General features: G+C 57.1%; 27 protein-coding genes. 11 read left to right on the top strand and 16 right to left on the bottom strand.

Annotation, left to right across the window (positions count from 1 at the left end; all coding sequences use genetic code 11):
* Positions 1 to 91 precede the first annotated feature (91 nt).
* Positions 92 to 2,050 carry a threonine--tRNA ligase gene (thrS, locus tag ACR0AY_RS00135; RefSeq protein ID WP_170510726.1) on the bottom strand — a complete coding sequence of 653 codons (1,959 nt, stop codon included), beginning with the start codon at positions 2,048 to 2,050 and terminating at the stop codon, positions 92 to 94.
* Positions 2,051 to 2,266: 216 nt separating this feature from the next.
* On the opposite strand from thrS, the gene ACR0AY_RS00140 reads away from it, so the two are divergent.
* The 4 genes from ACR0AY_RS00140 (at position 2,267) to ACR0AY_RS00155 (ending at position 5,442) form a co-directional block, all read left to right on the top strand.
* Positions 2,267 to 3,016 carry an alpha/beta fold hydrolase gene (locus tag ACR0AY_RS00140; protein WP_170510723.1) on the top strand — a complete coding sequence of 250 codons (750 nt, stop codon included), beginning with the start codon at positions 2,267 to 2,269 and terminating at the stop codon, positions 3,014 to 3,016.
* Positions 3,016 to 4,023, top strand: a complete 1,008-nt coding sequence (locus ACR0AY_RS00145) for an alpha/beta fold hydrolase (RefSeq protein WP_170510718.1) — start codon at positions 3,016 to 3,018, stop codon at positions 4,021 to 4,023. Before ACR0AY_RS00140 ends, ACR0AY_RS00145 begins: the two co-directional genes overlap by 1 nt.
* Positions 4,024 to 4,043: 20 nt before the next feature.
* Positions 4,044 to 4,658, top strand: a complete 615-nt coding sequence (locus ACR0AY_RS00150; RefSeq protein ID WP_170510826.1) for a hypothetical protein — start codon at positions 4,044 to 4,046, stop codon at positions 4,656 to 4,658.
* 73 nt (positions 4,659 to 4,731) lie between these two features.
* On the top strand, positions 4,732 to 5,442 hold the full coding sequence (locus tag ACR0AY_RS00155; protein ID WP_170510715.1) for an alpha/beta fold hydrolase: 711 nt from the start codon (positions 4,732 to 4,734) through the stop codon (positions 5,440 to 5,442).
* On the opposite strand, the gene ACR0AY_RS00160 is transcribed toward ACR0AY_RS00155, so the two are convergent.
* Both ACR0AY_RS00160 and phaZ read right to left on the bottom strand, forming a co-directional pair.
* A complete protein-coding gene (locus ACR0AY_RS00160) occupies positions 5,439 to 6,023 on the bottom strand; it encodes a DUF6151 family protein (protein WP_170510712.1) in 585 nt (194 codons plus the stop codon). The two genes, ACR0AY_RS00155 and ACR0AY_RS00160, sit on opposite strands and share 4 nt — an antisense overlap.
* The gene (gene phaZ, locus ACR0AY_RS00165) at positions 6,020 to 7,291 is read right to left on the bottom strand and encodes a polyhydroxyalkanoate depolymerase (protein WP_170510709.1); all 1,272 of its coding nucleotides are present in this window, start codon (positions 7,289 to 7,291) and stop codon (positions 6,020 to 6,022) included. The genes ACR0AY_RS00160 and phaZ overlap by 4 nt, the downstream gene beginning before the upstream one ends.
* A 111-nt stretch (positions 7,292 to 7,402) precedes the next feature.
* On the opposite strand from phaZ, the gene ACR0AY_RS00170 reads away from it, so the two are divergent.
* The 4 genes from ACR0AY_RS00170 (at position 7,403) to ACR0AY_RS00185 (ending at position 11,238) form a co-directional block, all read left to right on the top strand.
* Complete coding sequence (locus tag ACR0AY_RS00170) at positions 7,403 to 9,205, top strand: class I poly(R)-hydroxyalkanoic acid synthase (protein WP_170393622.1); 1,803 nt, start codon at positions 7,403 to 7,405, stop codon at positions 9,203 to 9,205.
* A gap of 132 nt (positions 9,206 to 9,337) precedes the next feature.
* Entirely contained in the window at positions 9,338 to 9,784 is a 447-nt protein-coding gene (locus ACR0AY_RS00175; RefSeq protein ID WP_029621740.1) for a phasin family protein, read from the top strand.
* A gap of 135 nt (positions 9,785 to 9,919) precedes the next feature.
* Positions 9,920 to 10,474: a polyhydroxyalkanoate synthesis repressor PhaR gene (gene phaR, locus ACR0AY_RS00180; protein ID WP_170393618.1), complete on the top strand. Its 555-nt coding sequence runs from the start codon at positions 9,920 to 9,922 to the stop codon at positions 10,472 to 10,474.
* Positions 10,475 to 10,482: 8 nt separating this feature from the next.
* A complete protein-coding gene (locus tag ACR0AY_RS00185; RefSeq protein WP_170510706.1) occupies positions 10,483 to 11,238 on the top strand; it encodes a trypsin-like serine protease in 756 nt (251 codons plus the stop codon).
* Positions 11,239 to 11,247: 9 nt separating this feature from the next.
* On the opposite strand, the gene ACR0AY_RS00190 is transcribed toward ACR0AY_RS00185, so the two are convergent.
* From ACR0AY_RS00190 to ACR0AY_RS00210, 5 genes are all read right to left on the bottom strand, one after another.
* A complete protein-coding gene (locus tag ACR0AY_RS00190; RefSeq protein WP_170510704.1) occupies positions 11,248 to 12,447 on the bottom strand; it encodes an aminotransferase class I/II-fold pyridoxal phosphate-dependent enzyme in 1,200 nt (399 codons plus the stop codon).
* Between the two features lie 112 nt (positions 12,448 to 12,559).
* Entirely contained in the window at positions 12,560 to 13,864 is a 1,305-nt protein-coding gene (locus ACR0AY_RS00195) for an NAD(P)/FAD-dependent oxidoreductase (RefSeq protein WP_170510700.1), read from the bottom strand.
* Between the two features lie 12 nt (positions 13,865 to 13,876).
* Positions 13,877 to 15,235, bottom strand: coding sequence for a glutamine synthetase family protein (locus ACR0AY_RS00200; protein ID WP_170393610.1), 1,359 nt, complete (start codon positions 15,233 to 15,235; stop codon positions 13,877 to 13,879).
* Complete coding sequence (locus ACR0AY_RS00205) at positions 15,235 to 15,915, bottom strand: type 1 glutamine amidotransferase (protein ID WP_170510697.1); 681 nt, start codon at positions 15,913 to 15,915, stop codon at positions 15,235 to 15,237. Before ACR0AY_RS00205 ends, ACR0AY_RS00200 begins: the two co-directional genes overlap by 1 nt.
* A gap of 58 nt (positions 15,916 to 15,973) precedes the next feature.
* Positions 15,974 to 17,293: a glutamine synthetase family protein gene (locus ACR0AY_RS00210; protein WP_170510693.1), complete on the bottom strand. Its 1,320-nt coding sequence runs from the start codon at positions 17,291 to 17,293 to the stop codon at positions 15,974 to 15,976.
* A gap of 211 nt (positions 17,294 to 17,504) precedes the next feature.
* Between ACR0AY_RS00210 and ACR0AY_RS00215 the strand changes: the two genes are divergently transcribed.
* A complete protein-coding gene (locus tag ACR0AY_RS00215) occupies positions 17,505 to 18,314 on the top strand; it encodes a M90 family metallopeptidase (protein ID WP_170510690.1) in 810 nt (269 codons plus the stop codon).
* On the opposite strand, the gene ACR0AY_RS00220 is transcribed toward ACR0AY_RS00215, so the two are convergent.
* From ACR0AY_RS00220 to ACR0AY_RS00235, 4 genes are all read right to left on the bottom strand, one after another.
* Positions 18,311 to 19,117, bottom strand: a complete 807-nt coding sequence (locus ACR0AY_RS00220; protein ID WP_170393602.1) for an ABC transporter permease — start codon at positions 19,115 to 19,117, stop codon at positions 18,311 to 18,313. The two genes, ACR0AY_RS00215 and ACR0AY_RS00220, sit on opposite strands and share 4 nt — an antisense overlap.
* On the bottom strand, positions 19,114 to 20,001 hold the full coding sequence (locus ACR0AY_RS00225) for an ABC transporter permease (protein ID WP_170393600.1): 888 nt from the start codon (positions 19,999 to 20,001) through the stop codon (positions 19,114 to 19,116). The genes ACR0AY_RS00220 and ACR0AY_RS00225 overlap by 4 nt, the downstream gene beginning before the upstream one ends.
* A gap of 81 nt (positions 20,002 to 20,082) precedes the next feature.
* Positions 20,083 to 20,832 carry a transporter substrate-binding domain-containing protein gene (locus ACR0AY_RS00230; protein WP_170510687.1) on the bottom strand — a complete coding sequence of 250 codons (750 nt, stop codon included), beginning with the start codon at positions 20,830 to 20,832 and terminating at the stop codon, positions 20,083 to 20,085.
* Positions 20,833 to 20,865: 33 nt separating this feature from the next.
* Positions 20,866 to 21,642, bottom strand: coding sequence for an ABC transporter ATP-binding protein (locus tag ACR0AY_RS00235; protein WP_170393596.1), 777 nt, complete (start codon positions 21,640 to 21,642; stop codon positions 20,866 to 20,868).
* Between the two features lie 366 nt (positions 21,643 to 22,008).
* On the opposite strand from ACR0AY_RS00235, the gene ACR0AY_RS00240 reads away from it, so the two are divergent.
* Both ACR0AY_RS00240 and ACR0AY_RS00245 read left to right on the top strand, forming a co-directional pair.
* Complete coding sequence (locus ACR0AY_RS00240; protein WP_223118239.1) at positions 22,009 to 22,164, top strand: DUF5993 family protein; 156 nt, start codon at positions 22,009 to 22,011, stop codon at positions 22,162 to 22,164.
* 9 nt (positions 22,165 to 22,173) lie between these two features.
* Positions 22,174 to 22,752 (top strand): disulfide bond formation protein B, encoded by a 579-nt coding sequence (locus ACR0AY_RS00245; protein ID WP_170393594.1) that lies wholly within the window; start codon positions 22,174 to 22,176, stop codon positions 22,750 to 22,752.
* Positions 22,753 to 22,783: 31 nt separating this feature from the next.
* Here the strand turns inward: ACR0AY_RS00245 and ACR0AY_RS00250 are convergent, their stop codons facing one another.
* The 4 genes from ACR0AY_RS00250 to ACR0AY_RS00265 form a co-directional block, all read right to left on the bottom strand.
* Positions 22,784 to 23,221 (bottom strand): tellurite resistance TerB family protein, encoded by a 438-nt coding sequence (locus tag ACR0AY_RS00250; RefSeq protein ID WP_170393592.1) that lies wholly within the window; start codon positions 23,219 to 23,221, stop codon positions 22,784 to 22,786.
* Between the two features lie 21 nt (positions 23,222 to 23,242).
* Positions 23,243 to 23,692 (bottom strand): tellurite resistance TerB family protein, encoded by a 450-nt coding sequence (locus ACR0AY_RS00255; RefSeq protein ID WP_170393590.1) that lies wholly within the window; start codon positions 23,690 to 23,692, stop codon positions 23,243 to 23,245.
* Between the two features lie 41 nt (positions 23,693 to 23,733).
* On the bottom strand, positions 23,734 to 24,027 hold the full coding sequence (locus ACR0AY_RS00260; protein ID WP_170393588.1) for a DUF1330 domain-containing protein: 294 nt from the start codon (positions 24,025 to 24,027) through the stop codon (positions 23,734 to 23,736).
* Positions 24,028 to 24,098: 71 nt separating this feature from the next.
* Positions 24,099 to 24,875: an isocitrate lyase/PEP mutase family protein gene (locus ACR0AY_RS00265; protein WP_170393586.1), complete on the bottom strand. Its 777-nt coding sequence runs from the start codon at positions 24,873 to 24,875 to the stop codon at positions 24,099 to 24,101.
* Between the last annotated feature and the right edge of the window lie 32 nt (positions 24,876 to 24,907).

Here is a 24,907-nt window from a genome sequence, read left to right on the forward strand (position 1 = left end):
GTTAACAAATTGTTTTTGAATTGAAAAATGATATTTGTTTCAATCCGGCCCAAAATACCGGGCCGGATTTCTAGCGGTTTGCTGCCGAATGTTACAGCAGATCGGGGGGCGTTGCAGCCACGCTCAACTCATTTGTTACAGCCTCAAGCGATTGGACCCGCGTCTGTTTTTCGCCAAGGCGACGGACACTGACCGTGCGATCTTCGACTTCACGGTGACCAACGGCCAGAATGATCGGCACTTTGCCAACCGAATGTTCGCGGACTTTATAGTTGATCTTCTCGTTGCGAATATCCGCCTCGGCGCGGATGCCTGCTGCGCGAAGGGTGCTGACCACTTCGGCCACATACTCATCGGCCTCGGAGGTGATCGAGGCCACAACGACCTGGCGCGGGGCCAGCCAGAACGGCAGCTTGCCCGCGTGTTCTTCGATCAGAATGCCGATGAAACGTTCAAACGAGCCCAAGGTCGCGCGGTGCAACATAACTGGGCGGTGTTTGCCACCATCAGCGCCGATATACGTGGCGTCCAGTCGCTCGGGCAGAACAAAGTCCACCTGATGCGTGCCGCATTGCCAATCCCGCCCGATCGCATCGGTCAGAACAAACTCGAGTTTCGGGCCGTAGAATGCCCCTTCACCCGGGTTGAGTTCCGGCTCGATCCCAGCCGCGCGGGTTGCGCTGAGCAGGGCGGCTTCAGCCTTGTCCCAAACTTCGTCCGATCCTGAGCGTTTTTCCGGCCGGTCCGAGAATTTGACCGAGAAGTTCTCAAACCCGAGGTCTTTGTAGATACCGGACAGGAACCGAATGAACTCAGCGGTTTCGGATTCGATCTGGTCTTCGGTGCAGAAGATATGGCCATCATCCTGGGTAAAGCCACGCACGCGCATGATGCCGTGCAGCGCGCCCGAAGGTTCGTACCGGTTACACGATCCGAACTCGGCCATGCGCAGAGGAAGGTCGCGATAGGATTTGAGACCCTGATTGAAAATCTGCACGTGGCAGGGGCAGTTCATCGGTTTCAGGGCGTTGACCGCCTTTTCCCGTGCATGTTCCTCGTCCACTTCGACGATGAACATGTTCTCTTGGTATTTGTCCCAATGACCCGAGGCTACCCACAGCTTGCGGTCGACGACCTGAGGGGTGTTGACCTCAACATAGCCACCTTTGCGCTGTTGCCGACGCATGTAATCTTGCAGAAGAGTGTAGATGGTCCAGCCATTAGGGTGCCAGAAAATCTGCCCTGGGGCCTCTTCCTGCATGTGGAACAAATCCATCTCGCGACCCAGCTTGCGGTGGTCGCGCTTGGCGGCTTCTTCCAACATGTGCAGATGAGCCTTAAGCTTTTCCTTGCCGGTGAAGGCCACGCCGTAGATGCGCTGTAGCATTGCGCGGTCGCTGTCGCCGCGCCAATAAGCCCCGGCGATTGACATCAGCTTGAACGCGTCGCCCGGCAGTTGACCGGTGTGCTGCAAGTGCGGGCCACGGCAGAGATCCTGCCAGTGACCGTGCCAATACATGCGCAGCGGTTCGTCACCCGGGATGGATTCGATCAGTTCAACTTTATAGGGCTCATTATTGGCCTTGTAGAACTCGATTGCGCGATCGCGATCCCAGACCTCGGTGGTCACCGGGTCACGCTTGTTGATGATCTCTTTCATCTTTTTCTCGATGAGGCCGAGATCTTCGGGCGTAAACGGTTCCTCACGGTCAAAGTCATAGTACCAGCCGTTTTCGATGACGGGGCCAATGGTGACCTTGGTTGCGGGCCAAATCTCTTGCACGGCGCGGGCCATGACATGCGCCAGATCGTGTCGGATCAGCTCATTGGCTTGCGCCTCGTCCTTCATGGTGTGAATAGCGATTTGCGCGTCGGCTTCGATTGGCCATTGCAGGTCCCAATGCTGTCGATTCACCGTGGCAGAAATGGCTTTTTTCGCCAGCGAGGTCGAGATGTCGGCGGCGACCTGTGCGGGCGTAACGCCTGCTTCATAGGATCGGGAATTGCCATCGGGAAAGGTAAGGGAGACTGACTGTGAGTCCAGGGCCATATCGGCTCTCCTCGTCGGTTTGGCGCCCACTGAACGCCCGGTTGCGGGTTATGTATGCTCGGCTCATGTGGCAGGTGGGGACACAGGTGTCAAGGGCAGGAGCGAGGGGCCAGCCCCTCGCACTCACCGAGGTATTTTTAGCCAGATGAAGAAGGATCGGGCAATTGCAGAGAGGTGCGTGACATGCATGATGGGCTGACAAGCAATGAGGGTAGCATGGCAGAGGCAGAATTTCTGGAAACCGCGCAGGGACGACGTCTGGCGTATCACAAGAGTGATGGGCGCGGGCCGACCATCGTTTTTCTAGGTGGCTTGAAATCAGATATGGAGGGCACCAAGGCGGTGCATCTGGAAGCGTGGGCGCGCGCGCGCGGGCAGGGGTTCCTTCGGTTTGACTATTCGGGGCACGGTGAAAGCTCGGGCGCCTTTACTGACGGGTGTATCGGGGACTGGCACGAGGATACGCTGGCTGCAGTTTCTCGGTTAACTGATGGTCCGCTGGTTGTTGTGGGATCGTCGATGGGCGGGTGGCAAGCGCTGTTGCTGGCGCGTGTCATGCCCGAACGGATCGCAGGTATGGTGACAATTGCGGCGGCCCCAGATTTTACCGAGGATGGGTATTGGGCGTCGTTTTCGAACGAGCAGAAATCTGAACTAGAGACGGTTGGACATGTGGAACTACCATCGGACTACATGGAGCCCTACGTCATCACCAAGCGGATGATTGAGGATGGGCGGCAGCGGTTGGTTTTGCGCGCTTCGCTTGATCTGCCTTTCCCTGTGCGTCTCCTGCAGGGGACAGCAGATACGGCCGTCTCGACCGATACGGCAGTGCGCCTGCTGGATCATGCCACTGGTCCGGACATGCAACTGCTGCTGGTCAAAGATGCGGATCACAGGTTCTCGGATGAGCGATGCCTCGGGTTGATTGAGCAGGCTCTGCGAGAAGTCCTGGAAGGCACCTGATGCGTCGCCTGGGCTGGGTTTTGGCGCGGGTGCTGGTGGGTTTGACGCTGGTTGGTGTGTTGATCTACGCCTTTGGCCCGCGCGAGCCAGTGGACCTGCATCCGCGTTTCGATCCGCGCGAATTTGGCGAGGGCGTTCAGGTTTACTTTGAAAGCATCGAATCCGCCTATGATGACATCGTGCCAGGTGTTGAAAAGCGCGTGATCTGGCAGGATGGTTTTGTTGAACAGCGGACAGCTTTTGCGGTGCTCTACATTCATGGGTTTTCCGCCACGTCCGAGGAGATCAGGCCAGTACCTGATCGCGTTGCGGACGCGTTGGGTGCCAACCTTGTCTACACAAGGCTTCAGGGGCATGGCCGCGATGGGGACGCAATGGCCGAAGGTACGGCGTCGGGCTGGATGCAGGATACAGCCGAGGCGTTGGCTGCCGCCAGGGCTGTTGGTGAGCAAGTCATTGTGATCGCAACCTCGACGGGGGCGACCCTGGCCGCCGCGGCTGCGATGGACACGGAACTGAGCACTGATGTGGCTGCGTTGGTTTTGGTATCGCCGAACTTTGGCGTAAACTCGGCTGGTTCCTGGGTGCCATCCTTGCCGTGGGCCCGGCATTGGCTGCCGCCATTGATGGGACAGGACCGGGATGTCTCAAGCACTGATCCCGAGAAGAACATCTTTTGGACAACTGTTTATCCGTGGGAGGCGGTCGTGCCGATGTTTGCCCTTGTAGATGCGGTCGATGCGCTGGACTTCTCGGGCGCGCGGGTTCCGGCGCTGTTCTGGTTTTCTGATGATGATCAGGTGGTGCGTCCGGAAAAAATGCATGAGGCGGCCAAGACCTGGGGTGGTCAGGCGATGGTTTCATTGGTGACAATGGGGCCCGGGGATGATCCGGCCTCACACGTGGTCGCGGGGCGTCTGATGTCACCGGGTCAGACCGACGCGGCGGTCGCGGGCATATTGGAGTGGCTGTCAGAGCAGGGGATTCAGAGGCAAGGCGGTGGCTGAATATGCGTAGACCGGGCAGTATGTGGAGCCTTGAGACGTTGGGTCGCGTGCGACTATCCCGGCATTTTTTCATGCGTGATTTCCTATATTCCGAGATCGGGAACTTTCACGCATTGCAAAATATTCCCGACAACCCTGATCTTGCGATCGAGACCGGGCGCGCGTTTTGCGAGACCCTGCTGGATCCGCTGGAAGAAACCTTTGGTCGTATCGCGGTGCGCTCGGGCTATCGCTCGCGATCTCTGAACCGGTTCGGGAACGAGAACAGGTTGAACTGTGCCCGCAATGACAACCCGTTGGAGTGCCACATTTGGGATTGGGGCGAAGGTGACGCACGTGTAGCAGGGGCGTCTGTGGTAATTCCGTGGTTTGCAGACCGCTATGCGCAGGGGCGCGATTGGCGCGATCTGGCGTGGTGGATGCATGACCATCTGGATTATTCCGAGATTTGGTTTTTTCCCAAATTAAGCGCGTTCAATCTGGTTTGGCGGCCCAAGCCTGTACGGCGGATCGACAGCTATATCGCCCCGCGCGGCTGCCTGTTGCGGGCCGGGGCGGAGCCCGATGAACCGCTGGGCCAAAGGCAGGAACGCTATGCGGATTTCCCACCGTTTCGGGCGATCAGCTATCCGTGAAGTTTTACTTGCCCGCCGTTGGCAAACCTCTCATCCTGTAACAAAACAATAACAACGAGCGGAGGGCACCGAGGTGATCGAGCCGTTGGTTTTGCTACCCGGATTGATGTGCGATGCACGGTTGTTTCAGGCGCAGATCACCGCGCTGTCGCGTGAACGTGCAGTTATGGTCGCACCGATCACCGGCGGTGAACGATTCGAAGAAATCGCGTCGGGCTTGCTGGATCAACTGCCGCACCGGTTTGCTTTGTGCGGGTTTGGTCTGGGTGGTGGCGTCGCGCTTGAGATCGTGCGGCGCGCACCTGAGAGGGTGACACGATTGGCCTTGCTGGCGACGGATGCGCAGGCCGACACACCTCATATCGCGGCGAGTCGCGAAGACCTGATCGTTGGCGCGCAGGCGGGGAGGTTGGACGAAGTGATGCGCAAGCTGATCGGCTCGGACATGTTGTCTCCCGGTCCGCAACGCATCCCGATTTTGAACGAAGTGTTGCAGATGGCCGAGGAATTGGGCTCGGATGTGTTTGTGCGTCAGATAAGAACCATGCAACGCCGTCCGGACCAACAAGGCACGCTGCGCCGGATAAGGATGCCCACGCTGATCATCTGCGGTGCCCATGATGCGGAGAATCCGGTCCGCAAGAATACCTTCATGGCTGATCTCATTCCGGATGCAGAGTTGCGCGTGATTGATGAGGCCGGGCACTATCCGACACTGGAAGCACCCGAATCCGTGATTGCGATGCTGCAGGATTGGCTCCGGAAACCACTGCGGCTGACCTAGTCGTAGAAAACCGCGCGCTGGTTCTTGGTCAGAACAGTTGGTTGCACCACCGACCGACCGGTTTCAGAGTCAAAGAATGGCGTTTTCTTCCAGCTCCCGGACAGACGCGATTTTAGTACGCGTTTAAGCAGACCCATAGCGGCATAGCGGATTTTCTCATGAGACTGCTTGCCGTCAGCCCTTGGCACAAATCCACGCGTAGTAATGGGACCCAAACTGCTGGGGTGGGGAATACGTTTGACGATAAAACCCGCGAACGGAAATTTTGGAGTTGTCGGCGTCGTGGCCAGCGGCGCGTTGCAGCATCTGGCATACCACCGCAACATGCCCTTGGGGCTAAGTTGCATGGCTGCCAAGTGCTCGACCCCTGCATCGATCTTGATGTCTTCCGGTGACATCTGAAACACCTCGACTGGGCCGGGTGCAGGGTCGGGCTGTTCAAAATACAGCTGAGCCGCGCGGCAGTCATGGCAAAAACACACGACATGAGTGCCGGATACGACGCCGTGTTCAGTAATGCGCCCCGAAAGGGCGCCGCAATTGCAACGGAAAGGAAGGTCTCCTGCCGCTGCGCGGCTCATGCAACTTTGTTGCTATTGGCGGCTCGTCGACGGGGTTTGCGGCTGTTTTCATTCATGAAATCAATCACTAGCGGACGGATGTTGTCGCGCCAGCTGCGGCCCGCAAAAATGCCATAGTGACCCGCGCCGGGTTCAACATGGCTGGCCTTTTTGCTGTCGGGCAGACCCGTGCATAAATCCAGCGCCGCGATGCATTGCCCGGGGGCTGAGATATCGTCATTCGTGCCTTCGACCGATTTCACAGCCACATCAGTGATCTTGCCGATATCTACCTTGTGGCCGGCTACAACGAACTCGTTGCGCGCGATCTCACGGTTTTTGAAGACACGTTCAACGGTCGAAAGATAGAACTCGGCAGTCATGTCCATGACCGCCAGATATTCGTCATAGAACCGGTTATGGGCATCGTGGTCGGATGCCTCGTCACGAATAACGCGCTGAATCTGATCCGAGAACGCCTTGCTGTGACGTTCGGCATTCATTGACATGAACGAAGCCAGTTGTAGCAAGCCGGGATACACCATCCGGCCTACGCCCTTGTATTTAAAGCCAACCCGCTGGATCATCGTTTCTTCCAACTGACCCATCGTAACACGGCGACCAAAATCCGTAACTTCGGTCGGAGTTGCGTCGGGGTCGACGGGACCGCCGATCAGCGTCAGGGTACTTGGCTGCGCCTTCGGCTCGACCTCGGCCAGATAGGCGGTTGCGGCCAGAGTCAGCGGTGCGGGCTGACAAACCGCAATAACATGCGTTTCGGGGCCGAGCTCTTTCATAAAATCGACAAGGTAGAGCGTGTAATCCTCGACATCGAACTTGCCTTCGGACACGGGAATGTCGCGCGCGTTATGCCAATCGGTAATGTAGACCTCACAATTGACAAGCAGGCTTTTGACGGTCGAGCGGAGCAGGGTCGCGTAATGCCCCGACATCGGCGCAACCAGCAGCACCTTGCGCGGCTGTTCTTTGCGTCCATTAACGCGGAAATGGATCAGGTCGCCGAAAGGACGCTCAAGCACGGTTGTGATATCGACCAGATGGTCCTTGCCGTCTTCGCAGGTAAAGGTGCGGATGCCCCAATCAGGCTTGACGACCATACGCTGGAATGTGCGCTCGGTTACTTCGCCCCATGCAGCCATCCAGTTGAAGGCCGGGTTGGGTGTCATCGAGAACAGGGGGTAGGATGCCATCGCGCTTGCGGTTGCACCAAGCCATTGGTTGGTGTTACGCATGGTTTCCATCAGGTCATAGGTCATCATGTAGCGCATCGAATGTGCCTCCTGAGTATCAGCCTGAGAATTCGGACCATTCGCCGCTTTGCCCCCCGACGCCAACGACGTTATTCTGCACAGCAGCGAGACTAGGGGGGAATTGTTAAAATGACAACTACCGAAGACCAGACGCCAAAACTGACCGAAGAACATATTGAACGACTTAAAGAAAATATGGACAAAGTAGAAGAACTGTCCAAACGCCTGGTCGAGGTCATGGCCGGAAAAACGCCGCACACCCCCGCTCTGGATGGCCCGAATCAAGAGCTTTTTGCAAAAGCAGCAACTGCGTATTGGGCTGAAGCGTTTCAAAACCCCACAAAGCTGTTGGAGCAGCAAATTGAGTATTGGGGAAAATCGGTTCTCAACTTTGCGGAAGCGCAGAAAGCGATGACCCAAAGCGACGGGGATGTACCCCCAGCCGCTGCCAAAGATAAACGGTTTGCCAATCCAATGTGGGAAACCAACCCCTACTTTCGCCTCATTCGCCAGCAGTACCAAACCAATGCCGAAGCGATCGCGCAGGCCGTCGCATCGGTTGACGATCTGGAAACCAAGGATAAACAGCGTCTGCAGTACTTCTCGCAACAGATCATAGATATGATGGCGCCAACGAATTTTCTGGCCACCAACCCCGATGCGCTGGAAAAGGCCATCGAGACCGAAGGGCAGTCCCTGATACAGGGGCTGGAGAACCTCGTGTCGGACCTTGAGGCCAATGACGGCGAGATGGTTGTAAGGCTGGCTGACGAAAGTGCCTTTGAGATTGGCGGGAATATCGCAACTACACCCGGCGACGTCGTCTATCGCAACCGAATGATGGAACTGATCCAGTATAAACCGGTGACCGAGACGGTGCACGAAACGCCGATCGTTCTGTTCCCGCCATGGATCAACAAGTTCTATATCTTGGACCTGAAGGCTCAGAACAGCCTGATTAAATGGGTGACCGAGCAGGGCTATACCCTGTTTGTGGTCAGCTGGGTGAATGCCGATAGTTCACACGCCGATATTGGGATGGAGGACTATATTCAGGAAGGGTTCCTGACCGCCATCGAAGAGGCGAAGAAAATCTGCAAGGTCAAGCAGGTCAACGCAGTGGGTTACTGCATCGCCGGTACGACGCTGAGCCTGACGCTTTCGCTGATGAAGCAGCGCGGCGACAAGTCGATCAAATCTGCCACTTTCTTCACCACCCTGACAGACTTTGGTGAGCAGGGGGAGTTCACGCCGTTCCTGCAAAATGACTTTGTGGATGGCATCGAAGAACAGGTCTCGAAGGATGGTATTCTAAAGGCATGGATCATCGGGCGAACGATGTCTTTCCTGCGATCCAGAGATCTCATCTATACGCCGGCGATCCGCAGCTACATGATGGGTGAAACACCGCCAGCGTTTGACCTGTTGTACTGGAACGGCGACGGGGCCAACCTGCCAGGTCGGATGGCGATCCAGTATCTGCGCGGTTTGTGTCAGAGCAACGATTTCGTCAACGACGGGTTCGAATTGCTTGGCCATAAGCTGCATATCAAGGATGTCGATGTGCCTTTGATGGCGATCACCTGCGAGACGGATCATATTGCCGCATGGAAGGATTGCTATCGCGGGGTGCAGCAGATGGGCGCGAAGTCGAAGACCTTTGTGGTGTCCGAGTCCGGCCACATCGCGGGCATCGTGAACCCGCCCAGTAAGAAAAAATATGGTCACTATACCAATCCTGAGCTGAAGTGTGATGCTGATACATGGCTGAAAGAAGCTGACTTCCACGAAGGTTCGTGGTGGCCGATGTGGGAAGCGTGGTTAAAGAAGCGATCAGGCAAGCAGGTTCCCGCGCGTGATACCGGCGATTCGGATCATCCACGCCTTTGCCCGGCTCCGGGTACCTATGTTTTGGTCAAGGCAAACCGCTGATATCATTTTGAAACTCAAAAATTTCTGCGTTGCAGCAAGAAAAAACTTGCAATGCTGCGATGCAGCAATCATATTGCCTTCAAGCTGATGAGAACCGGGGTGGGCCCGGAACGGCTAGAAGGATTTAGGACAATGGCAAAGACCCAAGACTTTACCGCGACCCTGAAAGACATGATGGGCGCGTTCCCGGTTGACACAACCGCTCTGGAAGACGCATTCAAATCGACCGCTTCTCTGAACGAAAAGCTGTCGGGTGTTGCTCTGGACGCAGCTGAGAAATCGGCTGAAATCTCGAACAAATGGACCAAAGAAACCCTGGCCAAACTGACCGAGATGTCGAAAGCAAAAACCGAGCCTGCGGATTACGCAAAAGCTGCAACCGACTTCGCAAGCGCGTCGGCTGAAGTTGCCGCTGAAAACCTGGCTGCTTTCGCTGAAATCGCGAAAAAAGTTCAGACCGAAACCGTTGAGCTGCTGATGGCGGCTGGCAAAGACGCTGCAGAAGATGCAACCGCAGCCGTCAAAAAAGCCACCAACGAGGTGACCGCTGCCGCAAAGAAAGCAGCAACCGCCAAGTAAGTAAGGCTGCGATATAGCACCCATTCCTCCCAAATGGTGTAATCGCTTCGGGCAGGTCGCTTGACCTGCCCTTTCTTTTTGTTCTGCAGTCGCATAACCTCTGCTGCAACGCATCATCCTTGGGGAGGGTACAGGGTGTCGGAACAAGACAAACCGCTGCTGATCAAGCGCTATGCCAGCCGTCGGCTGTATAACACCGAGACCAGCGACTACGTGACGCTTGAAGATATAGCCGGTTTCATACGCGATGGCCGCGAGGTTCAGATCATCGACCTAAAAACCGGTGATGACCTGACCCGTCAGTATCTGCTTCAAATCATTGCCGAACACGAAAGCCGCGGCGAAAATGTTTTGCCGATTAATGTGCTGAACGATCTGGTGCGCAGCTACATGGTGCCGGGCGGGGGCATGATGCCGCAATTCCTGCAAAGCTCATTCGAGATGCTGCGCGAAAGCCAGTCGAAGATGATGGAGAACATGAGCGCCATGAACCCGATGTCCCAGATGCCGGGATTCGAGGCGATGCAAGCGCAGCAAAAGGCCTTTCTAAAAGCCATGACCGGTGGTCTGTCGGGGAACTGGTCGGGGCCGGATGATGAACAAGAAACATCGCCCGAACCCAAAGAGGATTTGGACGACATCAAAAAGCAACTTGCCGAGCTGCAACAAAAACTATCGAAGCTGAGCTAGCCTGACCGATGCGCTGGCTGTCTGTTCTGGGCGCGTTGATCTGGGCCCAGACTGCACAGGCCCAAGGCCAGTTTACATCCGTGTGGGAACCTATCTGCACAATGGGTCGGGATACGGCTGCGGGCTGCGATGAGATTCGCGCGCGCGAAATTCTGGATGCAACGACCCCGCCCTGGCGCGCCATTGGCCGGGTCAATTTTGCCAGTCGCAGCCAGCGGTCCCATTGTACCGGCGTGCTGGTGTCTGAGCGGCTGGTTTTGACCGCGGCACATTGCTTGTACAACAGCGCGCGCAACCGCTGGATTCCTCCGGCCAGTATCCGGTTTGCCGCAGGGTATCAGCGCGGCGAGGCTGCCGCCGTGTCCACTGTATTGGCCTATCGGCTGGATTCGGAACAGGGGCGCGACGGTGTATTCAACAATCGCGCCGATCTGGATTGGGCCGTGTTGGAGTTGGCCGAGCCAATTGGAGAGCAGGTTGGTTTTTTCGATATTTCCCGGACTGTCCCGCAGATGGGCTCGTTCGTGGGCTATCCCAGATTGCGGCCCCACGTGCTCAGTCGCACCGATAGCTGTAATGCCGCACAGGCCGGCCAAGGGCTGATGCGCGCGATCTGCCCCGTCATGATGGGGGATTCCGGTGCACCGTTTCTGACGCAAACAGAAACCGGGCTTGCCGTTGCCGGGATTTTGTCGCGCGTCGCGCCAACCCCTGACGGGATCGACGCATTGTTACTTTCAGTTCATGACCTTGATCTGCAATAGTACTGACGATCAGGTCCCGTAGACTGGCACCGGGCCAACAACCTCGCCAACAGAAGCCAGCAGGATATCCGAGATCACATCCAGCTCCTCGCGCGTCAAACGCACGGGCAGACGTACATCGCAGGCCTTCATCAGCATCGCACGGGTCTGTGGCAGGTCGAACTGTTCGGGTAGGAACTGCCAGTTCCAGAAGGCACGAGCGTTATCCTGACTCAGTCCAAAGACCTGCACCTTGACACCGCGTGCCTCGGCTGCGGCGGCAAAGGCGCGGATTTCATCGTCGCTGAGGTCAACCAGATTGAATTGGATCGAATCCGGTGCGCGCTGCTCGGGTGTCAGAGGGGCAGGGACATCGATGTAGGGCGATGTGTTCAGACGATCAGCCACATAGTCATGGTTTGCCAGCCCGTCGCGGACACGGCGTGCCAATTCGGGGATTTGCGGACGAATGACTGCAGCGCTGAGGTTGCTCATGCGCAGGTTATACAGTGGCAACTGGTTCTGCCATTTGGCAAAGGCCTGCTCCAGCTCTGGTGAGCCAGAGTGCTTTTTCCAGTTGTGCTCGTATGCGCCCGACATGATGACAGCCCGCGCCACAAGATCCGCATCGTCGCTGACCAGAATGCCACCTTCGCCTGCGTTGATCATTTTATAGGACTGGAACGAGAAGCAGCCGACCTTACCGATGGTGCCAATATTGCGCCCATGCCAGGTTGTGCCCAATGAGTGGGCGGCGTCTTCGATCACCGGGATATCGCGCGCTTCACACAGCTCCATAATCGCGTCCATGTCCGAGGTATGGCCGCGCATATGGCTGATGATCACTGCCTGCACGCTGTCCAGCTTGGCCGTGAAATCGGCCATATCGACGCGATAATTGTCCCCGACCTCGCACAGAACCGGAATGCAATCCGCGTGAACAATCGATGACGGCACGGCGGCAAAGGTAAATCCGGGGATCAGAACCCGCGCATCGCGGGGCAGCCCAAGCGCCTTGAGCGACAAAAACAGCGCGGCAGAACAGGAAGAGACCGCCAGCGCGTATTTTGTGCCGAGCAGTTCGGCAAACTCTGCCTCCAGGAGAGCAACGGGCGCATCCTGAGGTGCGGTATAGCGAAACAGATCGCCTGACTTCATCAGAGCGTCGATTGCGTCTCGGGCGGCTGCGGGGATGGGTTCGGCTTCATGAACGTTGGGTACAAGCGTCATATTTGGATTTCCCGAATTTTATCTTTGGGAAACATAAATTCGATATGCAGGCAAGCCAAGTCCCAATTCGCATCGTCAGCGAGATTTCACCAATTCGTCGTAAAGAATGTGTTCAGATACCCAGCCTGTCACGCAGCGCATACCAAGTCATGGCCAGTATCAGCAACGGCGTCCGCAAAGCAGGACCACCCGGGAAGGGCACTGCAGGAACGCGGGCCATGGTATCGAACCCCTCAGCCTGCCCCTGGATCGCCAACGCCATGAGTTGCCCCGCATGGGTCGCGGTGCCGACGCCGTGGCCAGAATAACCCGAGGCGGACAGGATATTTGGCGCAACCCGGGTCAAATAGGGCATGCGCCGCATGGTGATGCCCAGCGTTCCGCCCCATGCGTAGTCGATTTTGACGTCACGCAGATGCGGAAAAATCTCGGTCATCGGCTTGCGGACTTTTGCGGCGATGTCCTCGGGGAAACGATAACCATAACTTTCGCCACCCCCAAACAGCAGCCTGCCATCGGCGCTCAGCCGGAAATAGTTTATCACGAACTTGGTGTCAGCAACGGCGATATCTTTGGCCAAAACTTTTTGCACTTCAGCGCCCAAAGGTTCGGTTGCCGCGATGAAATTGTTGATGGGCATCACGCGCGATGCAACTTGCCGGTTCAGATCTCCGAGGTATCCGTTGCAGGCCAGAATAACGTGATCGGCAGTGATCGTGCCCTTTTCAGTGCGTACAGTAACACGAGCGCCCTGATCGATGCCAAGAACTTCGGTGTCTTCATGCAGTCTTAACCCGGCTCTGACAGCGGCGCGCGCAAGGCCGAGGGCGTAGTTCAACGGGTGTAGGTGCGCGGCACCATTGTCCAGATACCCACCTGCATAGGCTGGTGAGGGGCAAAGCCCGCGCGCGGCATCGGCATCTAAAGTTTCGATTTGGTCGTATTTGTATTTACCCGACAGATGCGCCGCGTGATCATGTAGCTCTGCGCGCTCCGAGTTGTTAAAGCCCAGAACCGCAATGCCGGGCTTCAGGTCGCAATCGATCTGATGTTTTGAGATCAGAGATTTGACCAGATCCTTGGCTTCTTCGGCCAGATCCCAAAGCTTTAACGCGTCTTCATCGCCGACAAGCCGTTCAAGATCCTCTTGATCCAAACGCTGCGCGCTGCCCAGTTGGCCTCCGTTGCGACCCGAAGCCCCAAAGCCCGCGCGATGAGCTTCCAGCAGGACGACATCGAACCCAGCCTCAGCCAGGTGCAATGCTGCCGAAAGGCCCGTGTATCCGCCTCCGACAATGCAGACGTCTGCGGTATGGTCGCCTTCAAGCGCCGGGTGGCGGTCAAAGGCGTGCGCCGTCGCGGCATACCAGCTTGGCGGGTACTCCGCCTTGCGGTCATTAGAGTACAGCAGGTTCATCGCGTCTTTGCCCTAGACGTTCATCAGCAGATGCTCGCGTTCCCACGGGGAAATGACCTGCAGGAACTCTTCGTACTCAGCACGTTTGACGATGCCGTAGACACGGGCGAACTCGGGACCCAGAACTTCGTGCAGGGCAGTGGCTTCATCAAACAGATCCAGAGCTTCACCCATGATCTGAGGGATGTCGCCGTCGCCTTCATAGGCGTCGCCATAGAATTGGCGGCGTGGGCGCTCTTGCTGAGTCAGGCCCAAATAGCCGCAGGCCAACGACAATGCGATGCCCAGATAGGGGTTGCAGTCCATGCCTGCGATGCGGTTTTCGACCCGGCGCGCCTCGGGGCCGGACAGAGGTACGCGAATGCCAGTTGTGCGATTGTCGCGTGCCCACTCCAGATTAATCGGGGCCGCATGGTCTTTGACGTAGCGGCGATAAGAATTCACATACGGTGCCATCACCGCCAGCCCTGCAGGCAGGTGGTTCTGCAAGCCGGCGATGAAGTGATAAAACGCATCCGTCTCGCCACCTTGTGGACCGGAGAAGATGTTCTGTCCCGTTTCTTTTTCGATGATCGAGTGATGGATGTGCATGGCCGACCCCGGCTCATCTTCGATCGGTTTTGCCATGAACGTAGCAAAGCAGTTGTGACGCAACGCGGCTTCGCGGATCAGACGTTTGAAGTAAAATACCTCGTCCGCCAGCTTCACCGGATCGCCATGACGCAGGTTGATCTCTAGTTGTCCGGCACCGCCTTCTTGCGTGATCCCGTCGATCTCAAACCCCTGAAACTCGGCAAAGTCGTAGATGTCGTCGATCACCGGCCCGAATTCATCGACCGCTGTCATCGAGTAAGCCTGCCGCGCCGCCGCAGGTCGGCCCGAGCGACCCATCATCGGCTTGATCCCTTGCGCGGGATCTACATTCGGCGCGACAAGAAAAAATTCCATCTCGGGGGCGACAACCGGCTTCCAACCTTTGTCGTGATACATCTTCACAACGCGTTTGAGCACATTGCGGGGGCTGAAAGGGATCGGTTCGCCATCTCGGTCGAACGCGTCGTGAATCACCTGCAAGGTCCAGTCGCCCGTCCAAGGAGCGGCCGACGCAGTTGAGAAGTCGGGTTTCAGGATCATGTCCCGCTCAATGAAACCGTCCTCACCTGCAGCTTCGCCCCAATCCCCTGTGATGGTCTGGTAGAAAATGCTGTCGGGTAGGTGAAAATAGGATTGCTTGGCAAACTTTGACGCCGGGACCGCCTTGCCGCGGGCGATGCCGGGCAGGTCAGAGATGATGCATTCAACCTCATCCAGCCGTTTGCCTTCAAAGTAGGTGCGCGCCGCCTCAGGCAGCTGATCTGTCCAGTCGGCCATCAGGCCCTCACTTTCTTTAGGAACTCTGCCATGTGGTGTCCGATTTTGGCATTATCATCCGGGGCATCTTTTCGGTTCGCTGCCGCCTGCATCAACGCATCGGGAACCACGCCTTTGCCTCGGGTCTCCATCAAGCCCTGTATGAAGTCATTTCCATATTCAGGATGGGCCTGCACGGTCCAGATCGTATCGCCATAGGTGACCATGGCGTTTTGGCAAAAGTCATTCGTACCGGTGACCACCGCACCTGCGGGCAGTTTGGTCACTTGATCCTGATGCCAAGCATTCAAGGTGACGGTCTGATCGCCAAAGCTGTATTCCGTGCGTCCTACAGCCCAGCCACCATCAAACTTTTCCACTTTTCCACCAAGCGCTTGTGCGATGATCTGATGGCCAAAGCAAACACCAATCAAGGGGTTCCCTGTCTTCTGAATATCCCGGATCAGCTGTTCAAGCGGGGGAATCCATGCGTGATCTTCGTATGCGCCATAACGAGATCCGGTGATGATCCACCCGTCGGCCTGATGCGCGTCTTTCGGAAACTCACCATCGACCACTGCGTATGTTTGGAATTCAAAGCCGTTCCCACCCAGTAATGCGCGAAACATGCCATCATATTCCCCGAATTGTTCATGCAATTCATCGGGTGGGTGGCCGGTTACAAGGATGCCGATTTTCATAGTTCACCAAATTTGATCAAATTTATTCTAACGGAGCGAAGCGAGCTGGGCAAGAGGTTCAAACGCTCTCAAGATAGCTGAGCCAGTGCTCGTCAGGAGGGTGGGACGCGAATCGTGCAATTTCCTGCCGTTTGGTCATTACAAGGTTGCGGATCAAATCGTCCGGGAAAATGCGCGCAACTACCGGGTCAGTTTCGAAAGCAGATATGGCCGACGGCCAGTCGGCTGCCAGTTGCGGCAGATCGGTCAACTCATAGGCATTGCCCGAAATCGGGCCGGGCGGTCGCAGGCCATCCTCGATCCCAACCATTGCCGCGCCCAGAACTGCGGCCAGCATGAGATAGGGGTTGATGTCACCGCCAGCAACGCGATGTTCGATCCGTCGGGCGGCAGGGGCACCACCCGGAATGCGCAGGGCCGCCGTGCGGTTTTCATAGGCCCAGCTTGCTCCGGTGGGTGCGTGGGCACCAGGCACCAGGCGCGTGTAAGAATTGCCATGGGGAGCGAAGATCAGCGTAGAGCCGGGCATCGCAGTCAGACATCCAGCAACCGCCGAGCGCAGTTCATCGGTTCCCTCGGCCCCTCCGTCATCGAAGACATTGCGTCCATCGACATCGACGACCGAGAAATGCACATGCATCCCGTTGCCCGCATCCTCGGCATAGGGCTTGGACATGAAAGTTGCTGTGAAGCCATGCTTGCGGGCCACGCCACGCGCCAAGGTCTTGAAAAGCCACGTATCATCGGCGCAGCGCATGGCGTCCTGATGGTTCAGATTGATCTCGAACTGGCCGATCCCGCTTTCAGATATTGCAGTCTGAGCGGGAATACCCATAGCGGCGCAACCATCATAGAGATCGGTGAAGAACGCATCAAACGCGTCCATTTCGGCCATCGACAGAACGGCTTCGTCCCGCAGCCTGCGGCGCGTGACCGGGTTGATGGGAGGCTGCGGTTGGTCGCCTGAGGCGTCAAGCAGAGTGAACTCGAGTTCGGTGGCGGCGATGACCGACCAGCCCCGTTCGGAAAATCGATCTAGAACCGCAGAAAGCGCGTGTCTCGGATCGCCCGCAAAAGGCGTGCCGTCATCGTGGTACAGGCACATGGGCACCAGCGCGGTGGATGTATCAAGCCAGGGCATGGGAACCGGACCACGCCCGGTGGGGCGCAACACACCATCTGCATCACCGCTTTCGAAGACAAGCGGGCTGCCTTCGATATCAGCGCCCCAGAGATCGACATTGAGCGCAGAGAACGGCATGCGCACGGCGCCTTTGTCCAACTTGGCACCGTATGAGGGCGGCACGCGTTTGCCACGCATCTGACCGTTGAGGTCACAGGCGGCGACGCGGAATGTATGCAGGGCGCTCAGGTCCATAGGGGGCTCCGTGGTCTAGTCACGAGAGGTTTAAATCAGGATTAGCGTCTTGTCACGAAATTTGATCAAATTACGAATAGGCGTCGCTTGCGGTGGGGCGCGATGTTGAAAATCAACCGACTTGTACAGTGGTCGAGACCGCTGTCTTCCGAGTTGTACAACATTCAAGTGCCCGATTGTGCCGGGCGTAGCGATACCTATAGTCTCAGATATGTTCATCTTTCTTACCATAGTGTTACTGATCGCAGGCGGGGTCGGCTATTACGTCTGGTCCAAGAGACAGGCCCGCGCGGCGCTGTTGGCGACGCCTCTGACCTCGGATCAACGGGACATCATTGATCAGCAAGTTCCCATCATCCGGCGGCTGCCCGCCGGGCTGCGCAGTCACTTGGATGGCAAGGTGAACCTGTTTCTGGATCAAGTGAGCTTCTACGGCTGCGACGGGTTGGAAGTGACTGAGGAGATGGAGTTGTCGATTGCGGCGCAGGCCTGTTTGCTCGTGATCAATAGCGACATTTGGTATGACAATCTGACGACCATTCTGATCTATCCCAATGCGTTCAAGTCAAAGCAGCAGCGGCGCTCGGGCTATGTCGTGTCCGAGAAAGAGATCGTGCGGACCGGGGAAAGCTGGGATCGCGGACCGGTCATTTTATCATGGGCACACAGCCAGCAGGGCGCTCTTGATGATCGCGACGGGCAGAACGTAGTGCTGCATGAATTTGCGCATCAGATCGATGATCTGTCCGGGGGTACAAATGGCGTACCGATCCTGAGTGAAGGGCAGAGCTTTGCCGAATGGGAAAAGGTATTCCTGACCGCCTATGACGCGCATGTTCACGCGGTTGAATGCGGGCGGCGGACAGTCATCGATCCGTATGGCGCGACCGGGCATGAAGAGTTCTTTGCCGTTTCGGTTGAAGTGTTCTTTGAGCGCCCGAAGGCGCTGAAGCACGAGGTGCCCGAGGTCTATGAGCAGCTTTCGAAACTGTTCCGGCTGAACCCGGTGGAGTGGGCTTAGCGCGCCAAATTTAGTCGGAAGCGCATCTTGGCTTTCCGCTCGGCAGGTAGGTGGCGGTTCAGGCGTTTGTTGACCCTTCCGAAGCCCCAAACGATGACCAGCGTCAGCAGGATGAAATAGAACGCCAGAATCGGGTAGGGGATGAACGGGTTGAACGTCTTGTCCGCGAAGTAGCTGGCGTAATAGAGCGCGTCGCCCCGTTGTTGCCAGGCCGGGAAGGCCGAGAAGAAGACCAGTGTGGTGGACTGGAAGACAAAGATCGCTTCGTTCGTATAGGCGGGCCACGCCAGCCGCAGCATTGTGGGCCAAACGATACGTCGGAAGCGCGACCAACCGGACATGCCATAGGCGTCGGCGGCTTCGATATCGCCCTTGGGGATCGAACGCAGGGCGCCATAGAAGATCTCGCCCGAATAGGCGGAAGTATTCAGGAACAGCACGATCAGCGCCCCCAGCCAGGCCGAGGTGAAGGCGTCGAACATCGGATAGGGCTTCTTCAGCGAAAGGAAGAAGAAATAGGCAAAGAAGAACTGGATGAACAGCGGCGAGCCGCGGAACAAAAAGATGAACCACTCGGACGGTTTACGCAGCCATTTATTCGACGAGGCTTTGCCGACGGCCAACGCGGTGGCGAGGAAGAACCCCGTGACCATCGCCATGATCCCGAAATAGATATTCCAGATCATGCCCGAGCCGATCAGCGTGAAGTGCTCGCACAGGGTGAAATCGGTTTTGGGCAGCAGGCGCTCGCCAAAGCCCAGCGAACGGAGGCCGTAGTCCTGAATGGTCTGGATGCAGCTCATGCGGTGGTCTCCTTGCGCAGAAGCTCTCCGCCCGATGTGGCCTGACCATGGGACAGGCGGCGCATCAGTTTCTCAAGCCCGATTTCCGATACACGGGTCATGCCGAGGTAGAAGATCAGCAGGGCGAGGAAGTACCACATGCGCCAGTCGCCATGAGGGTAATCGGTAAAGCGGGATGTTTTTGTGCCGCCCAACTCGCGAGCCCAATAGACGATATCTTCGATGCCCAGCAAGAAAAGCAGTGGTGTGGCCTTGATCAGCACCATCCACAGGTTCGATAGGCCAGGTAGGGCGTAGACCCACATTTGCGGCACCAGGATACGCCAAAAGGTCTGGCGGCGTGTCATGCCGTAGGCTGCGGCCGTCTCAAGCTGGGCGTGTGGTACAGCCCGCATGCCGCCGAACAGGACGTTGGCGGCAAACGCGCCGAACACGATAGAGAATGTGACGACGGCAAGGAAGAAGCCGTAGGTTTCATGCACCCATTCGGGTGCAGTGCCCAGCGGCAGCTTGGCGGCCTGACAGACGATGAAGTCGTTGCCCTGCCGCACCGGATCGGTCCATTCGGGGCAGAGCACTTTATGGCGCAGCCATTCAAAGCCCTGATCCAGAGCGATCACGAAGAACAGAAAGAAAGCGATATCAGGCACGCCACGCACGATGGCGATATAGGCCTTACCCAGCCAGCTAAGCGGCGGGAAATGCGATCGCGCTGCCATAGCGCCGGCAAAACCGAAGCTCAGGGCGACCGGGGCGGTGACGGCCAGCAGACCCAGCACCTTGAAGAACGACAAGTAGAACGACCAGTGGACGCCATTGGTCAGATAGCACGAGAACCAGCGGAACGTGCCCAGCGTGTCAGGATCAGCGCAGTAGGAGAACATAAGGCGTCTTTCGAACGTCGTTACCGGCAAAGCCAGCGTCTCGGCCCGGCGCTGAGACACCGGACCGGGATATGTTAGGAATTAGTTGGTGACGACTGAACCGTCAGCACCGTATGTGGCGGTTCCTTCACCGAACCACTTGGTTAGCATTTCGTTCAGTGTGCCATCGGCTTTCATCGAGGTGATGGCTTCGTCGAACTTGCCGCGCAGCTCACCGTCGCTTTCACGCAGGCCCATGCCGACGCCACCGCCCAGTGGAACCGGATCCCCGACAAACACCAGCTCACCGCCCGATTCCTCGACCAGCGGGACCAGATAATCGCGGTCTGCTAGAACTGCATCGGCTTCGCCGTTGCGGACGGCGGCGATGGTTTCTTCGGGGGTTGCAAACTCGACAAGGGTTGCGCCGGATTCGGCAACGTGGCCAGCCTGGATTGTGGCAGTTTGCGCCGCAACAATCCCGCCTGTCACATCTGCTGCGTCAGAGGTCGCAACGTATGCTGAAGCGGTAGGAGGGTAGTAGTCTTGAGTGAAGTCGATGACCTCATCGCGTTCGTCAGTGATCGACATGCCGGCGATGATGGTATCGTAGTTGCCCGAAACCAGGTTCGGAATGATCGAATCCCAGTCGTTCTTGACCCATTCGCATTCCAGACCGGCGCGCTTGCACAGCTCGTCACCGACTTCACGCTCGAAGCCGTCGATCTCACCAGCATCATTGATGAAGTTGTACGGAGGGTAGGCGCCCTCGGTGCCCATGCGCACAGTTTCGGCCATTGCGATACCGGCGGTCAACGCCAGCGCTGCGGTGGTCAGAATCAGGTTTTTCATGAGTTACTCCCCTTTATTGGTTCTGTCCGTTGGTTAAGCCGCCTGAGTGGCGGAGAGAAAGCCCTGAAGCCGTTCGGATTCAGGGGCAGTGAAAATGTCTTCGGCTGAACCCTCTTCTTCGATCAGGCCCTGATGCAGGAACACAACGTGGCTGGAGATATCCGCAGCCATCTTCATGTCATGGGTTACGATGATCATGGTGCGGCCTTCTGCGGCCAGATCCTTGATCACTTTGATCACTTCCTGTTCCAGTTCGGGATCGAGCGCTGAGGTCGGTTCGTCAAACAGCAGCGCCTGAGGTTCCATGCACAGCCCACGTGCGATTGCGGCGCGTTGTTGCTGTCCGCCCGATAGTTGCGCCGGATAGACGTCGCATTTGTCGCCAATGCCGACCTTCTCCAGATATTTGCGCGCGCTGTCTTCGACCTCGGCCTTGTCGCGGCCCATGACAGTGACCGGAGCCTCCATCACATTCTGCAGGATGGTCATATGGGCCCACAGATTGAACTGCTGGAACACCATCGACAGATTTGTGCGGATGCGCAGCACCTGCTTGGGATCGGCGGGACGGCGATGATTGTGGCTGCCAGTCCAACGGACGGGCTCGCCTTTGAACAGAATCTCGCCCTCTTGGCTGTCTTCCAACAGATTGCAGCAGCGCAGCAGGGTAGACTTCCCCGAACCGGATGATCCGATCAGCGACACGACGTCGCCGCGATGCGCGGTGATGTCCACGCCCTTGAGCACCTCGAGTTGGCCAAAGCTTTTGTGCAGGTTCTTGATCTCAATGACGGGAGCGGCGTCTGTCACGGGCAGTCCAGATATGATTGGTGTTGGTGCGGTAATAGGGCTGAAAAATCGGGCTAATGCAATGCGCAATTGACAAGTTCACGCAGCGAAATTGCCAAATCGGGCGGTCGCGCTGTCTAAACTGTCAGTTTGTTGGGCGCATTCTGTGACTCGATGCACCATTATCGACAGGTCAGCCAGATCAATCTCTTGATTGCGGCCCAGAGATTCAGGTCACAGGATTCCGGATCAACCGAGGTGATCCTCAGCGAAACCAAATTTATTGAACTGGCTTGATCCAATCACCAAAACTGTTTGAATTTGGGAATAATTCGTTTTGAGTTAAAGATTGAAATATACGAATTCAATTCACGTAAGGGGCTTCTTGTGATCGCGCTATTATTTGCATTGTTCGCCGGCACGATGGTGCTGGCATACTTTAAGCTGGTCAGAATTTCATACGCATTGTTCGTGCTGACGCTTTTGGCGAGTGCCTACTGGCTGAAGTTTCACGCCACGACCCCCTTAACGATTCAACTGTGAGGTCGTCCAATGTCACCTGAATTTGCTCGTAACATGAATGCGATTGGTGCACTGGCGGTTTGCCTGGTTCTGGTGCTTGCCTTCTACTTTCAGCTTGTCCTTTACGAACTGCCCTGTCCGTTATGTTTGCTCCAACGCGTGGGATTCGTGGCCGTTGGGTTCGGGCTTGCTCTGAACCTGTTATGGGGTACGCGCGCCAGAAACTATGGCATCGTGCTGGTGGCGGCGATCTTTGGGATCAGTGTTTCGATCCGGCAGATTCTGCTGCATATCGTGCCCGGAACAGGGCACTACGGCTCCCCGGTTCTGGGCCTACACTTCTATACCTGGGCGGGAGTTGCCTTTGGTTTGATCATCCTTGGCACCGCAATCATGCTGGTATTCGAGAAGCAGTATGATCTTGCGTCGGACGTTCGGGCAACCGAACGCTTCGGAGGAAGTACATTGGCCAAAACAGCGTTTTTCCTGATTTTGGCATTGGCCGTCGCGAACGCTGGTTCGGCGCTTTTGGAGTGTGGGCCCGGCATCTGTGACGATCCGCCGACAGACTACAAGTTTCTGAATGAGCTTGAAGGCAGCGATTCATAGCGCTGACAACGCCCAAAGGCTTGCCGGTTGATCAGACCTTCGCCGCCTTTTGTCTTGCAAGCGCCGAATCCACATCGCTCACGCCGAGCAGGCTGACGACAAGGCGTAGCAGAGAATCCTCTTCACCGCTGCGGTGCCCATCCGCCAGTGCGACCGACCACATGGCCTGCACAACGGCCAGGCGGTCGTCATAGGCGATGGCCTCTTTGATGGCGCGAGTAAAGCGGACGGTGTCGGGCGCCTCGGCTTCAAGGTCTTCGGCTCGGGCGCGCAGGGCTGCGGCCTCAAATGGCGACAGGCCGTAGCGTTCGGCCGAGATGCGGTCGATTCGGGCCATCTCGGTATCGGCATAGTCATTGTCGGACCGCGCGATACGCACCAACAGGGCGGTGAGGGCCAGACGGGCATCATCTTCGACAAGCGGGTCGGGCTGCGGCTGTGTGAGCCGGGACAGGAAATCACTGAACATAAGCGTTTATATAGAGATAGCCTAGGTCGCTTCCAAGCGGCTTTGTATCCGCTCGCGTGCCGCTTTGCTGTCGTTGAAGCTGAGGCCCATGGCAATGCGGGCTTCTTCGACGATCTTGACCTCGCCCTCGTCCGAGTTGCCATCGGCCAGCACGACCTCCCACAGGGCGTCAAGCGCGGCCAAGCGTTCCTGAAGATCGGTGGTTTCGCGGATCAGTTTGCCGAATGTATCTGTTTCCGGAGCAGCTGCGTGCAATTTTTCGCAGGTGGCGCGGACCTTGGCGGCCTCGATCGCATTGTGCTGATAAAGTCGCGCAAGAATGCGGTCGATCAGGCTGATCTCTTCCAGCTTGTAGTCGCGGTCGGCCTGCGCGACACGTACCAGCAATGCCCCCAGGGCCAGTTCGGCATCAGGATCGGGCAGTTTGTCATGTTGCGGCGGCCGAAAGGCCTGGAAGAATTTTTTCAACATATCGGCAGGATATTCCGTAATTCGAGGCGCGCCAAGCGGTGCTAGCCCTCATAGCCCTGAATAATCACAAGATCGCCGGTCGAAACCGGATCGCGCAAGGCCTTGGCGGCTTGATAGGCATCGCTTTCATAGCAGGCCAGCGCCTGTTCATAGCTGGGAAATTCGATGACAACTGTGCGGGCACGAGCCTTGCCTTCGGGCTCGCTCCTCTCGCCGCCGCGTACAAGAAACTTGGCCCCGTAATCGGCGAATGGGGCCGCATTGGCAGCAATGTAAGATTTGTAGGTTTCAATGTCGTCTACATCGACATGGGCAACCCAGTATCCTTTGGCCACAAAGTGTCCTCCGCTGGTATCGGATGCAAGGTGCGGAGGAACAGGTTGAAATGCAATCCCCTAAAAGTGGATCATCCACCGGATTGCAGCGCGGCGCGTGCTGAATCCTGTAACCAAGCGGTCATTTGCCGATAGGGAACCGGGCCATAGCTGATCCGGGCCACGCCGAGTTTCGCCAGCGTCGGCGTGTCAGGCGTGCCGGGCAGGGCGATGATGTTGACCGGCAAGTCGGTGGCCGCGCAAAGCTGGCCGATCATGGATTCGTCTTTCAGGCCCGGCGCGAAGAACCCGCTGGCTCCGGCATCGGCGTAGGCTGCCGCGCGGGCCATGGCGTCATCCAGCATCGCTTGATCATGCGTGTCCGGAGCGGCTTTGAGGAAGATGTCAGTGCGGGCGTTGATGAAGGCGGGAACACCGGCCACGTCACAGCTTTCGCGCATCGCAGCGACACGCGCTGCCTGTGTTTCGATGTCATAAAGATCTTTAGTTCCAACGACCTGATCTTCGAAGTTAAAGCCGATTACTCCGGTTTCCAGCGCGCGTTTGACATTGGCCGATATGCCAAAAGTATCCTCGGCATAAGCGCCTTCGAGGTCCATGGTGACCGGTATATCAACCGCCTCGACAATGCGGCGAGCGTTGTCTAACGCCAACTCAAACGGGATGTTCTGGCCGTCCGAAAACCCCTGCGCCATCGCGACCGGAGCACTGCCAGTCGCCAGCGCTTTGGCCCCTGCATCGCGTACAGCGACGGCGCTGCCGGGGTCCCAAATGTTATAGAGGATGACCGGATCACCCTTCTTGTGCAGGGCGGCAAATGTTTCTGCTTGGGTAATCTGATCGGTCATGGCCGGTCTCCTGTCGCTGCTATGGCGGCAGT

The sequence above is a fragment of the Ruegeria sp. A5 genome, from assembly GCF_056543005.1.